Source organism: Lysobacter sp. TAF61, from assembly GCF_052113485.1.
In the GTDB taxonomy this organism is placed as follows: domain Bacteria; phylum Pseudomonadota; class Gammaproteobacteria; order Xanthomonadales; family Xanthomonadaceae; genus Lysobacter_J.
Window position 1 is genome coordinate 203,319 of record NZ_JBFRDH010000006.1, and the last position, 15,561, is coordinate 218,879.

Annotated in this window: 11 protein-coding genes and 1 riboswitch; of the genes, 4 read left to right on the plus strand and 7 right to left on the minus strand. The window is 68.4% G+C overall.

The genetic code is table 11. From position 1 onward, the window contains the following. A complete protein-coding gene (locus AB4Y64_RS14645) occupies positions 1-1,125 on the minus strand; it encodes a phytase (protein ID WP_441817191.1) in 1,125 nt (374 codons plus the stop codon). 119 nt (positions 1,126-1,244) lie between these two features. After that, a riboswitch (SAM riboswitch) is annotated at positions 1,245-1,381 on the plus strand. A gap of 78 nt (positions 1,382-1,459) precedes the next feature. Between AB4Y64_RS14645 and metX the strand changes: the two genes are divergently transcribed. From metX to AB4Y64_RS14665, 4 genes are all read left to right on the plus strand, one after another. Then, positions 1,460-2,560 carry a homoserine O-succinyltransferase MetX gene (gene metX / locus AB4Y64_RS14650; RefSeq protein ID WP_441817192.1) on the plus strand — a complete coding sequence of 367 codons (1,101 nt, stop codon included), beginning with the start codon at positions 1,460-1,462 and terminating at the stop codon, positions 2,558-2,560. Next, positions 2,557-3,762, plus strand: a complete 1,206-nt coding sequence (locus AB4Y64_RS14655) for an O-succinylhomoserine (thiol)-lyase (protein WP_441817193.1) — start codon at positions 2,557-2,559, stop codon at positions 3,760-3,762. Before metX ends, AB4Y64_RS14655 begins: the two co-directional genes overlap by 4 nt. Then, positions 3,759-4,916, plus strand: a complete 1,158-nt coding sequence (locus AB4Y64_RS14660; RefSeq protein WP_441817194.1) for a homoserine dehydrogenase — start codon at positions 3,759-3,761, stop codon at positions 4,914-4,916. The genes AB4Y64_RS14655 and AB4Y64_RS14660 overlap by 4 nt, the downstream gene beginning before the upstream one ends. A gap of 120 nt (positions 4,917-5,036) precedes the next feature. Continuing rightward, complete coding sequence (locus AB4Y64_RS14665) at positions 5,037-5,582, plus strand: peroxiredoxin (RefSeq protein WP_441817195.1); 546 nt, start codon at positions 5,037-5,039, stop codon at positions 5,580-5,582. A 75-nt stretch (positions 5,583-5,657) separates the two neighbouring features. On the opposite strand, the gene AB4Y64_RS14670 is transcribed toward AB4Y64_RS14665, so the two are convergent. The 6 genes from AB4Y64_RS14670 to AB4Y64_RS14695 all read right to left on the minus strand — a co-directional run bounded on the left by AB4Y64_RS14670 (position 5,658) and on the right by AB4Y64_RS14695 (position 15,503). Then, positions 5,658-7,841, minus strand: coding sequence for a TonB-dependent receptor (locus tag AB4Y64_RS14670; protein WP_441817196.1), 2,184 nt, complete (start codon positions 7,839-7,841; stop codon positions 5,658-5,660). 84 nt (positions 7,842-7,925) lie between these two features. Beyond that, positions 7,926-8,342, minus strand: a complete 417-nt coding sequence (locus tag AB4Y64_RS14675; RefSeq protein ID WP_441817197.1) for a DUF2946 family protein — start codon at positions 8,340-8,342, stop codon at positions 7,926-7,928. A 90-nt stretch (positions 8,343-8,432) separates the two neighbouring features. Continuing rightward, positions 8,433-10,433: a glycosyl hydrolase family 18 protein gene (locus AB4Y64_RS14680; RefSeq protein WP_441817328.1), complete on the minus strand. Its 2,001-nt coding sequence runs from the start codon at positions 10,431-10,433 to the stop codon at positions 8,433-8,435. 413 nt (positions 10,434-10,846) lie between these two features. After that, on the minus strand, positions 10,847-12,094 hold the full coding sequence (locus AB4Y64_RS14685) for a c-type cytochrome (protein WP_441817198.1): 1,248 nt from the start codon (positions 12,092-12,094) through the stop codon (positions 10,847-10,849). After that, positions 12,091-12,660: a (2Fe-2S)-binding protein gene (locus AB4Y64_RS14690; RefSeq protein ID WP_441817199.1), complete on the minus strand. Its 570-nt coding sequence runs from the start codon at positions 12,658-12,660 to the stop codon at positions 12,091-12,093. Before AB4Y64_RS14690 ends, AB4Y64_RS14685 begins: the two co-directional genes overlap by 4 nt. After that, positions 12,657-15,503 carry a xanthine dehydrogenase family protein molybdopterin-binding subunit gene (locus AB4Y64_RS14695; protein WP_441817200.1) on the minus strand — a complete coding sequence of 949 codons (2,847 nt, stop codon included), beginning with the start codon at positions 15,501-15,503 and terminating at the stop codon, positions 12,657-12,659. The genes AB4Y64_RS14690 and AB4Y64_RS14695 overlap by 4 nt, the downstream gene beginning before the upstream one ends. Between the last annotated feature and the right edge of the window lie 58 nt (positions 15,504-15,561).

Here is a 15,561-nt window from a genome sequence, read left to right on the forward strand (position 1 = left end):
CTAGCGGGTGCAGTCTGCCGACAGACCCAGCACGCGCACGACCTCGGCCAGGTCGAACGCGGTGACCGACTTGTCGTCGTGCACGGCGAACAGCGCGCCATTGGGGAATGCCGGCGTGGAGGCCGCATGCAGGGCGACGCCGTCGGTGTGGGCCGTGGTTTCGCCTTCGAAACTGCCACGCGGTGCGAGTGTGGCGCGGTCGAAAAGATGGAACACGGTCAGCGGCGCCAGCTGGTCTACGGCGATCCAGTAGCCGCCGCCATTGGGGCACGTCCACAGCGCCACGCCTTCGGCTTCGGCGGCGAAGCTGTCCTGCGGCAGGCTGCGGCCGCTGTACTTGCCGCTGAAGCTGTACTCGCGCAGCGTCGATTCGTGGCGGCGGTCTTCGTCGGCGACCAGCAGGCGGTCGTTGTCCGGATCGCCGGCGATCGACTCGACCATGCGCAGGCCGCCGGCCTCGCTGGTGTCGCCGAACGAGCCGCCGTAGCTGCTGCGCAGCCGGCCGTTCTGGTCGAACTGGACGCGGAAGCGGCGCACGCGCTGGTCGAGCTCCGCCAGCGGCGGCACCTGGTCGAACTTCTTGCCGTACATGAAGCTGTCGGTGACGTAGACCTCCAGTTCGCCCGGCTCGGTTTCCGTCAGCCACAGCCCGTAGGGGCTGCGCAGTTCCTTGTCGCCGAAGCTGCCAAGCGGCGTCAGTCCGGGCAGGTTGAACACCTGCACGCGGTGGTTGTCGCGCTCGACCACGAACAGGTAGTCGCCGTAGACGGCCACGCCGTTGGGGCGGTTGAACTGGCCCAGGGCCTGGCCTTCGCCGCCGACTTCGCGCAGGCGCTTGCCGGTGTCGGCATCGAACACCACCAGGCGATGGGTCGACTTGGCCGAGGCGATCAGCCAGGTGCGGCCGTCCTCGCTGGTCCAGGTGGCGAGCGAGTCCAGTTCGTCCTGGGGCGTTTCGGCCGAGACGTAGCTCTCCAGCACGGTGCGGACATCCGGGGCGCCGGCCGGAGGCGTCGCTGGTGCCGGGGCCGTGGTGGCGGTGGGGCCGGTGGTGGAGCAGGCGGACAACAGCAGGCTCGCCAACATGACTGCGGTGGCGGCGGGGGAAAGGAGGCGTGGGGTCATGTACGGAAGTGTATTCGCGTGGCCTTAACAATGTGGCTTCAAGACGTGACCGAAATAATAAATCGCTATATGCGGATAGAGCGATTGACACACCTCGGCGGACGGTGGCAGACTGCGGCCATCCATCGAGACCGGCAGAGGGACAGGCCCTTTGAAGCCGGGGCAACCCAACCCACCACCCAGCCATTGCGGCGGGGCAGTGAGGTGAAGGTGCCAATTCCTGCGACAGGCGCCCGCGCCGGTCGGAAGATGGTTGTGAGTGCACCCTGCCGATCGATGGCCGGGTGCACCGCGACTCGCAGGCTCGATGGCCCCGTCACTTCGGATGCCCGCCATGAGTCTCGCCAACGCCCCCGCCACCACCCACGACCACAGTGGCCATAGCGCCCACGACGCAGCCGCGACGCTGGATGCCATCGCCCATGCCGCCGCCTGGGTGAAAGGCACGGGTGTCCCCGCCATCGACGCAGTGCGCGGCCAGTGCACGGTTGAACTGCCGTTGCGCCATGCCGGCCGCCAGCGCCTGGAGCTTCGCTACGAAATCCTTGGCGATCGCACGCTGCCGGTGGTGTTCGTGGCCGGGGGCATCTCCGCGCATCGCCATGTCAGCGCGTCTGCCGCCTTCGGCGAAGCGGGCTGGTGGCAGGGCCAGGTTGGTGAAGGCCGCACGATCGACCCGCGCCAGCACTGCGTGGTCGCATTCGACTGGCTCGGCGCCGATGGCAACCTCGATGCGCCGATCGACCCGGCCGACCAGGCCGACGCGATTGCGGCGCTGCTCGACGTTCTCGACATCGATCGCCTGCACGCCTTCGTCGGCTGTTCCTATGGCGCAATGGTCGGCCTGCAGTTCGCGGCGCGCCATGGCGCCCGCCTGCAGCAACTGGTCGCGATCAGCGGCGTGCACCGCGCCCATCCCTACGCCAGTGCATGGCGCGCGCTGCAGCGCCGCGCGGTTGCACTGGGCGCGTTGCAGTGCGACGAAACCCATGGCCTTGCGCTGGCGCGTCAGCTGGCGATCCTGAGCTATCGCACGCCGGAGGAATTCGCGGCGCGCTTCGCTGCTGCCCAGGTCAGCGACGGCCGAGTCCGCGTTGGCGCCGAGGACTACCTCGACCATTGCGGCGCCACCTATGTCGAGCGCACTTCGCCGACCGCTTACCTGCGCCTGTCGGAGTCGATCGACCTGCAGGCGGTCGACCCCGGTGCGATCCGGTTGCCGGTGACCGTCATCGCTGTCGCCGAAGACCGCCTGGTGCCGCTCTCGGACGCCTACGACCTGGTCGAGCGCCTGCGCGGCGAGACCCGCCTGCGCGTGCTGCGCTCGCTCTATGGTCACGACGCCTTCCTCAAAGAGGAAGCCGAAGTCGCCGCGGTGCTGCGCGAGGCACTCGAAGACTGCGTCGCCGATGCACGCACGCAGGTGCTGGCATGAGCACGCGCAAGCGCTGTACCGCCGCCGTCCGTGCCGGCATCGACCGCGATCCCGCCTTCGGCGCGGTCACTCCCCCGATCGTGCTGTCGTCGAACTTCAGCTTCGCCGGTTTCAACGAGAAGCGGCAGTACGACTACACCCGCAGTGGCAACCCCACCCGCGACCTGCTTGCCGAAGCACTGAGCGAACTGGAGGGCGGCGCCGGCGGCGTCATCACCGCCACCGGCATGGGCGCGATCACGTTGCTGCTGCACGCTCTGCTCAAGCCCGGCGACCGACTGGTGGTGCCGCACGACGGTTACGGCGGCAGCTGGCGCCTGTTCAACGCGCTGGCCGCCAAGGGCGCGTTCGAACTGATCACCGCCGATCTCACCGATCCACGTTCGCTGACCGACGCACTGGCCTGCGACCCGACCGTGGTGTGGATCGAGACCCCGTCCAACCCGCTGCTGCGCATCACCGATCTGCGCTTCGTGATCGAGGCCGCGCAGGCCAAGGGCGCGCTGACCGTGGTCGACAACACCTTCCTGTCGCCGGCGCTGCAGCAGCCGCTGGCGTTCGGCGCCGACTTCGTACTGCATTCCACCACCAAGTACATCAATGGCCACAGTGACGTGGTCGGTGGCGCGGTGGTTGCGCGTGATGCGCAGCAGCACCAGCAGCTGGTCTGGTGGGCGAATGCGCTCGGCCTGACCGGCTCGCCGTTCGACAGCTTCCTGACCCTGCGCGGCCTGCGCACGCTCGATGCACGCCTGCGCGTGCACCAGGAGAACACTGAAGCGGTGGTCGCATTGCTCGATGGCCATCCGGCGGTGCGCACCGTGCATTACCCGGGGCTGGAATCGCACCCGGGCCATGCCCTCGCGGCGCGCCAGCAGCTGGGCTTCGGCGCGATGCTGAGTGTTGAACTTGAAGGCGGCGTGCATGGTGAGGAGGAGCGCGCCGTGCGCGCGTTCGTCGAAGGTCTTGAGTGCTTCACCCTGGCCGAATCGCTCGGCGGCGTCGAGAGCCTGATCGCGCATCCGGCGACGATGACGCACGCGGCGATGTCGGCCGAAGCGCGCGCTGCCGCCGGCATTGGCGACGGCCTGCTGCGTCTGTCGGTCGGCATCGAGCATGCCGACGACCTGGTCGCCGACCTCGAAGCCGCGCTGGCCCGCGCCCAAGTCGCAGTGGCCACCGCCGAGCGCGCGAAACGATGAGCGCGGCCGCGCTCGACGTCGCCCCAGCTGTCGTCGACCGCGCTGTCGTCGACCGCGCCGTCGTCGACCGCGCCGTCGTCGACCGCGCCGTCGTTGCGCAGCCGCGCCACGCGCCGGCCCGGGTCGCGCTGCTCGGCACCGGTACGGTCGGCAGCGCCGTACTTGAGCGACTGGCTGCATGGCATGGCAGCAGTTTCGGCCAGCGCCTGCAGCTGGTGCATGTCGCCAATTCACGGCAGTCCGCCAGCGACCGTTCGGGCCTGGCGCCGGCCGAGGCCGCGCAGCGTCTTGCCCTGGCGCCGCAGCGCAGTTCGCTGGAGACGATAGAGGCGGCGCTCAAGGGCGACGGTTCGCGCATCGTCATCGACGCAACCGCGAGTGAAGCCGTTGCCGAGCGCCACGCCCATTGGCTGCAGCAGGGCATCCACGTCGTCACCGCGTGCAAGATCGGGCAGGGCACCTCGCTGTCGCGCTGGCGGTCGATCCGGACTGGCGCGGCGATCGGCAATGCCGGCTACGGCGACAGCGCCACGGTCGGCGCGGGCCTGCCGCTGTTGCGTTCGCTGCGTGAACTGCAGGCGGGCGGCGACCGCATCCATTCCATCGCCGGCGTGCTGTCGGGCTCGCTTGCCTGGCTGTTCAACCACTACGACGGCATGCGGCCGTTTTCGGCACTGGTGAGGCAGGCCCGCGATGCCGGTTACACCGAGCCGGATCCGCGAGACGATCTCTCCGGCGAAGACGTCCGACGCAAGCTGCTGATCCTCGCGCGCAGCGCAGGTGTCGAGCTGGACGCCGGCGATGTCGAAGTCACCTCGCTGGTCCCGCCGGAGCTGGCGATCCTGTCGCGTGATGCGCTCGACGCTGCATTGCCGGCGCTCGATACGCCGCTGCGCAACCGCTACGCCAGCGCCTACAAGCGCCACGAGAAGCTGCGCTTCATCGCCCGCCTGCAGGACGGCGTCGCCCGGGTGGGGCTGGAGTCGCTGCCGGCCGACCATCCGCTGGCCGGTGGCGCCGGCACCGACAACCGGGTGGCGATCTGGTCCGACCGCTACTGCAACCAGCCGCTGGTGATCCAGGGGCCTGGTGCGGGCGCCGGGGTCACCGCGGCCGGGCTGCTCGACGACGCGCTGCGCCTGGCGGGTCGGTGACCTTGTGAACCTTTGACGGCGCCGGGCCGGTCCGGTTGATCGCAGGCGACCCTTCTTGATCCGCGCATATTGATCCGCGCAGTCGTATCGTATGCCGCACCCGCCACCCGGACGCCCGCCATGAACTCCCTGCTCAAGCTCTCCGCCGCCGGCTTTGTCGCCGCCGCTGCTTTTGCCGCTCCGTCCTACGCCGCCCTCAAGGAAGGCGCCAAGGCCCCCGACTTCAGCGCCCCGGCCTACCTGGCCGGCGAGCCCTTCACCTTCAAGCTCGCCGACGCCCTGAAGAAGGGCCCGGTGGTCGTGTACTTCTTCCCGGCCGCGCACACCCCGGGTTGCAACCTCGAAGCGCACCTGTTCTCCGAGGCCGCCGACCAGTTCAAGAAGGAGGGCGCGACCCTGATCGGCGTCACCGCCGGCAACACCAGCGAGCTGGCCGCGTTCTCCAAGGAAACCGAACATTGCGGCGGCAAGTTCCCGGTCGCCGCCGACAACGGCGCCAAGATCGCCAAGCAGTACGACGCGATCCTGGCGCAGAAGCCGGAATGGTCGGACCGCACCTCGTACGTGATCTCGCAGCAGGGCACCATCGTTCACGCCTACTCGGAGCTCAAGCCGAACCAGCACGTCAAGGAAACCCTTGACGCGGTGAAGGCGCTCAAGAAGTAAGCGTCCCGACGCCTGCCCGGGGCTGACGAAACCGCCCCGGGCAGCGCGGTTCAGCGCAGTCAGAAGGCCTGGCAGTCAGAACGCTTTCTTCAGTTCCAGCTCCCACGACCGCGGTTCGCCGAGATAGACCATGTCGGTGTTCAGCGCATAGATGACGACGTCGCGGTCGGCGAGGTTGCGGCCGCGAACGGTCAAGCTGGTGCTGGGGTCCAGCTGCCAGCGCAGGTGCGCACCCAGCACGCCGTATCCCGCGGTCCTGGTCGTATTGGCGGTATCGGCATAACGCGATGAAAGTGCGCGCAGGTCCAGGCCCGCGCTCCACTGCGGCGCGAACAGATAATCCAGCCACAGGTTGGCCACGCGCGAAGGCGTGTTGGTCGGGCGATTGCCGGCGCGCGACACCGGCACGCCGCCGACGCTCTCGTAGAAGTCGTCGAGGGTGGCGTCGACCCAGGCGAGATTGCCGTCGATCGACAGCGCCTGCAGCGGCTTCACGCCGAAGGCCAGCTCCACACCGCGCGAGGACTGCTGGCCAACCGGCAGCGTCTGCCCAGGATTGGCGGGATCGGTGATGGCCAGGTTCTCGCGGACGATGTGGTACGCGGCCAGAGTGGCGTAATGGCGGCCATCGACGGACTGGAACTTGGTCCCGATCTCCTCCTGCCGTCCGGTGCTCAGGTCGAAGTCGCGCAGTGTGGCGAAGTTGGCGGTGGTGAGGATGCCCGCCGGCGGATCGGCCGAGGTCGCGACCTGGGCGTAGACGCTCGCGCGCGGCGTCCACGCGTAGTCGAGCGCGATGCGACCGGTGGTGGGTGCGTAGTCGTGCTGGAAGCGCACCGGGTTGGTCGCGCTGACCGCGCGGTGATTGACCACGTCCAGGTCGATCCAGTCGTGGCGCAGGCCGGTCAGCAGCGACAGCCGCGAGTTCAGATGCGTCAGGTTCTCGACGAACAGCGCCTGCGTGTGCAGGCAGTTGGTGCGGTCCGGGCGGTAGACCTGCTCGGCACCGGGCACGTCGAAGAAGCTGCCCGGGATGACAGAGTCAATAGGCACCGTGTCGACCACACCTGGCAGCGACAGCGGGAAGCGCGTCTGCCGGTTGTAGCTGACGTCGGCTCCGGCGCTCCATTGCGTCGGCAGCGTCGCCAGCGTGCCTTCGTGCGACCACTCGATGCGGTCGCCGAACAGCTGCTGGTCGTGGCGCTGCAGCAACGCAGCGGAGCGGATCACGCCCTGGTGGTCGGCCGTCAGCCGGTACGACTCGACATCGCGGTAGTCGCGCAGGGCGTCGTAGTGGTAGAGCGTGTTGCGCACCTGCGTCCGCGCGGACGGTTGCCATTCCAGCAACGAACGCGCCCATAGAACCTGCTGGCCGTAATGACCGTCAGCGACGTTGTAGTTGCGGGTGCGGGTGCCATCGACGATGCGCAGCGTGTCGCCATCGCGATAGGCAGGGGTGCCCCAGTACGGCCGCTCGCTGTCCTCGTCCTGGTATTCCAGCGCGAGCGTGTGGCTCAGGTCGTCGCCGATCCGGTCCAGCCACGACAGCGCCAGCGTCGTGGCTTCGCGCTTGTTGCGATCGGCCCAGCCGTCGCTATGCGACCAGGTTGCGTCGGCGCGGATCGCGTCATGGGCATCATCGCCGCCGATGCGCTGGTTGGTTCCCGCGGCGACCATGCCGCTGCCAAACGAGCCCACGGTGGCGAGCGCCTGGGTGTCGTCGCGATCGAGCTGCGCCAGGCGGGTGACGTAGTTGATGGAGCCGCCGACCGCACCGGCGCCGTGCAGGAAACTCGAAGGCCCGCCGATGGCTTCGACGCGCTCGTAGATCCAGCCGTCGACCGGCCGGGCGGCAATGGCGTCGTACTGCACGCCGATGCCGTTGAACAGCTGCGCGATCTGCGCGCCGGAGAAGCCGCGCCAGGTCACGGCATTGCCGTTGCCAGGCGGCGAGGCCACCGCCAGGCCGGGAATGCCGAACAGGGCCTCCTGGGTGTTGCGGACGCCGCGTTCGTCCATGGTCTGGCGATCGATCACGGTGATCGAGGCGGGGGTTTCCTGCACGCTCAGGTTCAGGCGCGTGCCGGCGGCGGCCGAGGCGTCGAGGGGGTTGGGGCTGGCCGCGACTTCGATCCGTTCGAGGGTCGTCGCATCGGCGGCGATGGCATCGGCGTTGGCTGCGAAAGGGCTGGCGCAGGCGAGCGCGGTCGAGATCGCCGCGCACAGGCGCGACGACGACCATAAAAGCTGGGATGACATGGAAACTCCAAAGCACAAGGGCACGCGGCGTCATCGCCGCATGCGGGTATCAGATAGCCGCGGGCAGCGGCGAGGTCTTGTGGTTCAGAGGGCGAGCGGTGGGCCGCGCGAGCCCAGGCCGCAGGGGTGCCAGCGTGTCCCTGACAATGGGGTGCGTCGCGGGGGAGCCTGCCGTGGCCGCGTCGCCGGGGCGAACGCGAACACCACGCACAGCACCAGCGCGACCAGCGAGTTGAGCACCGGGCAATAGGCGCAGTCCTGCATCGGCAGGTCGCCGCCGGGCTGGGGCTTGGGCAGCACAGGGTCGAGCGGATTGGCGTCGCCCGCGGACACCTTGACCAGCTTCAGGCCGGCCATGGTGCACATCTGCGTCCAGACCCCGCCGTCGCGCGCCCCGGACGCGCCGGCCAGCAGCCGGCCGACCGTCGGCATGAGCAGGAGCAGCAGCATGGCGGCAAGCGCCAGCAGGCTCATTCGACGGTGGAAGGGGGAGTGGCGCATGGGGTCGCGCATTGTAAAGGATGCAAAAAAAGAGCGCCGATCGGGGGATCGGCGCTGAGGGTCAAAACCCGGGAGGGTTCTGGAGAGGGGTTACTTGAGGCCGTTGCTCATCGTGTTCACCAGCGTGCCCTGGGCGTCGTCGCCGCTGAATTCCCAGAAGAACGCGCCGCCCAGGTTCTGCGCCTTCACGTAGCCCATCTTCTCGGTGACCATGGCCGGCGTGTCGTAGCTCCAGAACGTGTTGCCGTCGTACTTCCAGGTGGCGCGCGCGTTGGCGTCGGTGTAGATCGTGCCGGCGCGGTCCTTGAGCACCTTGTAGTCCTCGTTGCCGGCTTCATACGTGCCCGGCGCCGCGGTGCCACTCTGGTACAGGCCGTTGTTGACGTTGGGCACGTTGGTCCAGCCGCGACCGTAGAAGCCGATGCCGATGTTGAGCTTGGCGGCTGGCACGCCGCGGCCCAGGAACGCTTCGAGCGCGTCGTTGCTGTTGTAGAACTTCTGGTCGCCCGTGGATGGATCGCTGGGCGAGTCGAACAGCGCCGAGTGATGGTTGGTCTGCGGATCCCACGTGCCGTGGAAGTCGTAGGTCATCACGTTGATGTAATCCAGGTACTGCGAGTACGCCGCCGGATCGGTGACGCGGACCTTGTCGACACCGGCGCCGGCGGCGATGGTCAGCAGCAGCCCCGGACGCACCGCATCGAGCTGGCGGCGGAACTCGGCCAGCAGCGCGGTGAAGTTGGCGTTGTCGGCAGGCGTGCCGCAGCTCAGGCCACAGGCGACGGGGTATTCCCAGTCGATGTCGATGCCGTCGAACACGCCGGCCGCCGCACCCGGGCCGCCGGCGCTGTCGGTCACCGGCAGGTTGCCCTTGATGTAGGCATCCACGCAGGAGGCGACGAAGGCCTGGCGGTTGGCCGCGCTGGCGGCGCTGGAGAAGTTGCGCGAGTACGTCCAGCCGCCGAGCGAGATGAGCACCTTCAGGTTCGGGTACTTGGCCTTGAGCTGCTTGAGCTGGTTCCAGCTGCCACGCAGCGGCTGGTCCCACGTATCGGCGGTACCACTGACGCTCTCGCCCGCGCCGAACGACCTGGTGTAGTCGGCGAACGCGTCGCCACCCACGCCGGTGTTCGGATCGGAGGCCTGGGTGACGCCGACTTCGCAGCGGTTGTTGCGGACATTGCCGAAGGCGTAGTTGATGTGGGTGATCTTCGCCGCCGAACCGCTGGTGTCGATGTTCTTGACGCGGTAGTTGCGGCCGTAAATGCCCCATTGCGCGAAGTAGCCGATGACGCGCTTGTTGCCGCCGCCGCCGCCGGTGAGCGTGGTCGCATTGACCGCAGCGCTCTGTGCCGATGCATTGGCGGGGCTGGCGTTGTCGCGCGCACGCACGGTGAACGAGTACGTGGTGTTCGCCGCCAGGCCGCTGCTGGTGTAGCTGGTGGTGGTCGGCGAGGCGATCAGGCTGCCGTTGCGGTAGACGTCGTAGCCGGCCACGCCAGTGCCGCCGGTGTTGTCGGTGGAGGCGTTCCAGCTCAGGCCGATGCTGCTCGACGACAGCGCGCTGGCGGCCAGGCCGGTCGGCACGCCCGGTGGCGTGGTGTCGACGGGTGGCGTGCCGGTCACGGTGATCGTGTTGGTGGCCGAGGTGGCGGTGGCGCCCAGGTTGTCGGTGGCGACGGCCTTGAACGCGTGCGTGCCGGCGGTGGCGTTGGACCAGGTCACCGCGTAGGGCGCGCTGGTATCGACGCCGAGCGACACGGTGCCACGGAAGAACTCCACCTTGCTGACGCTGCCGTCGCTGTCGCCCGCATTGGCGGTGACCGCGATGCTGCTGCCGGCGCTGTAGCTGGCGCCGTTGGCGGGTGCGGTGAGGGTGACGGTCGGCGGCTGGTTGCTGCCACCGGCATCGCAGGTGCCCAGGTCGGTGTACCAGCCGCAGGTCGGACAGTGGGTCGGCGGCGCATTCCAGATCTGGATGTTGGCCTGGTAGAGGTGGTTCTGGTAGACGAGCTTGTCGCCCGGGTTGTAGATGGTGGATGCGGTCCAGGCCGGAATCGCCGCGCAGGACGCGGCCTGGGCCGCGGGCATGGCGACGAGTGCGAGCAGGCCTGACAGCAATGCAACGGCGGGTAATGCAGTGACGGGCAACGCCTTGACGGGCAACGCCTTGACGAAGCGAGCGACTTCCTTTGATGCGTATTTCACGAGCTTCCCTCCCTACGTGATGGACCACCACACATGCCGACCCGCCCGGGCCGGCTCCTTTTCGGAGAAGGTCGACGGCCCGTCATTGGCCGTGCATCTGTTGACAACGTTGTCAGCTCGGGTCAAGTCGAAATGTGCGTTTCAGCACATTTCGCATCCGAGGGAGGGGGCGAAGCGACGAACGGACGGAGCCGTCACGTCCTGGAGTGCAGGTTTGTCACAGAGTTAACAAATGTCTTGCGGACAAGCGACCGGGGGCCGGGACACGACCCCCGGACAATTGCCCACCCGGCCGGTTACTTGCGCATCTTCGCCACAGTCGCCGCATCGACTGCGGACTGCCCGCCATACCGCTGCCGCAACCAGCTGGCAAGCGCCGCCACCTGCGCATCGTCGAGGTCGCCGGCAAAGCCCGGCATGTCCTGCATCCGGGCCAGACCCGGGAAGTCGTGTTCGGGCAGGCCGTCGAGAATGGCGACGATGAGGTTGTGCGAGTCGCTGTCGTGCACGGCGGTATTGCGCTGCAGGCTGACCGCCACGTTGGGCACGCCCTCGCCATCGCGGCCGTGGCAGCCCGAACACAGGTCGAGGTAGTGGCGCTGCCCGGGGCCGGCCACGGCGGCTACCGGCGTCACCGGCTTGGCCTGTAGTGGCGAGTCGCCGAGCAGGTACACCGTGATCGCATGCACGTCGGCGCGGCTCAGACGGCTGGTCGACAGGCTCACCACGCGCAGCATTTCGTCCGAGGCAACCGCCTGCGCACTGACGCCACCGGCGAGGTACTGCTGCAACGACGCCGCGTCCCAACCGCGTGCGGCCAGACCTTGCGGCGTGATGTCGGGCGCGGCGAAGCGGCCCAGCTTGTTGTTGCCCGACAGCGGACGCTTGCGGTCGATCTGGCCGAGCATGCCGCGCGGGCTGTGGCATTCACCGCAATGGCCCAGTGTTTCCACCAGGTAGTGCCCGCGCTTCCAGTCCGCGCTGGAGCCCTGCGAAGCGGGGCGGACCTGCGGACGCGCAAACAGCAGGTTCCAGCCGTGCACCGCGGTGCGGATGTTGGCGGGGAAGTGCACGCCGTTCTTCTGGTTGGGCACGTTCACCGGCGGCTGGTTCATCACGAATGCATGGATCGCGTCGCTGTCCGCGCGCGAGATCGTGCGGTACGAGACATACGGCATCGCGGGATACAGCTGGTGGCCATCGCGCGCTTCGCCGTGGGTCAATGCATGGAAGAAATCGTCGGCGGTGTAGCGGCCGATGCCGTGCTCGCCATCGGGGGTGATGTTGGTGCCATGGATGGTGCCGAACGGCGAATGCAGCGGCACGCCGCCGGCCAACGGGGCGCCGCCATCGGCGGTGTGGCAGCCGGCGCAGTCGGCAGCGTCGGCCAGGTAGCGGCCGCGCGCGATCTGCTCGGGCGTGGCCTGCACCTTCTGCACGGGCCCGCGGTTGGACCACCAGCGCGAGAGCCAGCCGATCAGCAACACGGCCACGAAGACCAGCAGCAGCCAGGCCACGATGCGCTTCCAGCCGACGCGGGTCATGGCGCACGCTCCTTGCCGCCCTTCACCAGGCCGGGCGTGGCCAGCACCAGCTCCTTCACCGCCTGGTAGTAGCGCACGTAGCCGGTGCAGCGGCACAGATGCGGATTCAGCGCTTCAGTGATCGTGTCCTCGACCTCCTCGCTGCGGATCGGCGCCTTGTGCAGTCGCTCCAGCAACACCGTGGTCGCGTTGACGAAGCCCGGCGTGCAATAGCCGCACTGGAAGCTGAAGTGATCGAGGAAGGCCTGCTGCACCGGCGACAGCTCGACGATCCGGCCGGCGTCATCGCGTTTGGCGTGGCCCTCCACGGTGCGGATGTGCTTGCCGTTGAAATAGTGCGCGCCGGTGATGCAACTGCGCACTTCGCGCGGACCGCGCTCATCGTCGAGGATGACCGTGCAGGCGCGGCACACGCCCTGACCGCAGCCGAAGCGGGTGCCGGTGAGGCCCAGGTACTCGTGCAGCACGTCGACCAGCATCATGTCCTCCGGCACGTCGATCGGGCCGTGGGCGACGCCGTTGACCTGCAGCGACAGTGGGCGGGGCTTGGCGGGCATCGTGCTCATGCCGTCTGCTCCTGCACGCGGCCGGCCACCAGCGCGGCGCGAACCTTTTCCGCGGTTACCGGCAGCTCGCGGAAGCGCAGCCCGGTGGCATGGGCGATGGCGTTCACGATGGCCGGAACCACCGCGATCATCACTACTTCGGCCATGCCCTTGGGCGGGTCGCTGGCCGACAGCGCCGGCATCACTTCGCCGGTCTGCTTCCATACCGCAACATCAGCGGCGCGCGGCAGGGTGTAGCGGTTGAAATTCCAGGTGCCGTTGCCGGGCCCGTCCTCGTACAGCGGCAGGTACTCGTGCAAGGCGTGGCCAATGCCCATCGCAAGGCCGCCTTGCAGCTGCCCGGAGACCAGTTCGGGCACGATCGCGTTGCCGCATTCGAGAACCGAATGATGGTTGATCAGCTCGACCTGGCCGCTGGCGGTATCGACCGCAACCTCGGCAATGGTGCCGATCGCGCTGTAGTAGACGACGCCGGCGTTGTTGCGCTGGGTCGGCGGGTAATGCGCGCGGGTTCGTTCGATCATGCGATAGCCATTGGCGGTTGGCGTGCCCTTGCCGGTGCTGCCGTCGGCGCCCCAGCGCAGGGCGATGGCGTCCAGAGGCAGTCGAGCGTCGTCGCCGTCGAGCGGGAACTCGGCTTCCGCCCATTGCCAGCGATTGAAGGTGTGGACGATCGCGCCGGTGGCCAGGCCGAGTTCGTAGGCCTTGGCGATGATCACCGGCAATGGCAACCCGGCCAGGCCGCCGGCGGTGAGTTTGCCATCGACCCAGCGCGCGTCCTCGCGGCGAATGGCCAGCGGCGCCAGCTGCCCGCCGCCGAAGCCTTCGCCCCATATGGCCCTGGCTGCCGGCCACAGGCCCTGGGTGAACAACAGTCGCGCCGCCTCGCGCGTGGCGTGGCTGAAGAAGTAGGCCGAGTTGCTGGCACTGCTCGGGCTGCACAGGTTCGGCGTCCAGCGCGGATTGCCGACGTTGCGGTCCTGCTCGGCCTGCTGCATCAGCCACGGATCGCCAGTGGCGACCAGTGGCAGCTCCGGCCACTGCGTCTCGCCGGTGCGTATCTCGTCGGCCGGTTTGCCCAGCCACGGGATGCACAGTGCGGACTGGCTGGTGGCCATGCCGGTGCCCATGTCGATGCCGATGTGGCGCAGCAGCAGGCGGCCGTCGGGCGCGAGCGACACCTCGACGAACGCGGCCTCGGCGCCGGTGCCGAAATCCTTCTGCACGCAACCGAAGCCGGTGCCATGGCGCTTGCCCGGATGCGCGGCCTCGTACTCGCGCTTGCGCTTGTCGCGGTCGCGCCACAGCGGATGCGCGCGGCAGCGTTCCAGCACCTCGTCTGCGCGCTGCGCACCGCCGGGGATCGCACCCTGCGTGTTCTTCATGCCGGTGGTGAATACGTTGCGCTGACGCAGTTCGATCGGGTCGAGCCTGAGTTCGGCGGCGACCTCGTCGACCAGCATCTCGGTTGCGCCCATGCTCTGCAGCGTGCCGTAGCCGCGCGCGGAACCGGCGTCGAGCGCGCGCGAGGAGATCACCGTGCTGGCCAGGTCGCTCTGGGGGAAGTAGTAGATCGATTGCGCAGCCGTTGCCGCCACCAGGCATACCGACGGCGAGAAGTTCTGCCGCCCGCCGCCGTCGCCGATCATGTCGCCCTGGAAGATTCCGAACTTGCCGGTCTTGCGGTCGATGGAGATTCGATAGCGGATGCGGAAACTGTGGCGCTTCAGGCTCGACTGGAACTGCTCGTAGCGGTCGTTGGCCAGCCGCACCGGCCGGCCGTCGCCGTAGAGGCCTGCCATCAGCACGTAGAACGGCATCGGCGCGTGGTCCTTGGAGCCGTAGCCGACGGTGTAGCAGGGGTGCAGCACCAGGTTCTTCACGTTCAGCGCGCTCGCCGCGAGCATGAGTGGACCGGATTCGGCGATCTCCTGGGGAGACTGCGTCGCCACGACCACGTGCAGCGTGGCGGTGGCGGCGTCGAACCAGGCGTTGCCGTTGTCGGGTTCCAGCGCGGCGGTGTCGATCGACTGCGAAAAGTACTCGCGTTGCAGCACCAGCTGATCATTGCCGGGCGAATCGAGCGCAGTCGCGATTGCGGCGGCATGGGCCGCGCCCTGTGCGTCGAGGCCGCCGTGCGGATTGGCCTGCGGCCACTGCGGCCGCTTCTTGCTGTAGGCGGTGGGGAACAGCGGTGTGTCTTTCAGGCTGGAATAGGCATCGTCGTCGAAGGCTGTCGCGCCGCCGACGCGGACGTAACGGAACGCGGCCCAGGGATCGCGTTCCAGCGGGCCGGTGACCGCGCCATGGCGGACGATGTCGTCGCGGAACTTGAGCGCGGTCTTGCCGGCGCGGAAACGGGCGAAGTCGTGCCAGATCAGCAAGGCCACCGCGTGGCCGAGGTAGGCCGGCGTCTTGCCTTCCGGCAGCAGCATGTCCTCGCCGTAGAACTGCGGGAACTGCACGCCATCGCGCTGCAGGTCGGCGGCGGTGACGATGCGGTCCGGACGCAGGGCATCGCCGAGGATCGACAGATCGATGCCGGCATAGGCGCGGTCGGCGCGGGTCGCGCGTAGCAGCATCGCGTGCGCCTGCTCGCGCGGCCAGCCGGGGAGGTCGCGGCCGCGCATGTCGAAGCTGAAGATCTTCTCGCCGGTGACCTTGGCCGTAGCGTCGGTGCGGTAGCGGATCTTGCCGGTGCCCGGATCCCAGGGAAGCGGTCGCGAGCGTTGTTGTTCGAACAGCGCCGCCAGCGCGGCACTGCCGGGCGCTGCGATATAGACGCTGATGCCCGCGACCACGCTGCACTTGAGGAAGTCGCGACGACTGACGCGGGCTGGCATGGGCACGCTCCGGCTGGCCTGTGGTGGATGGTAACCACAGTGGCGGGAACGGCGTGTT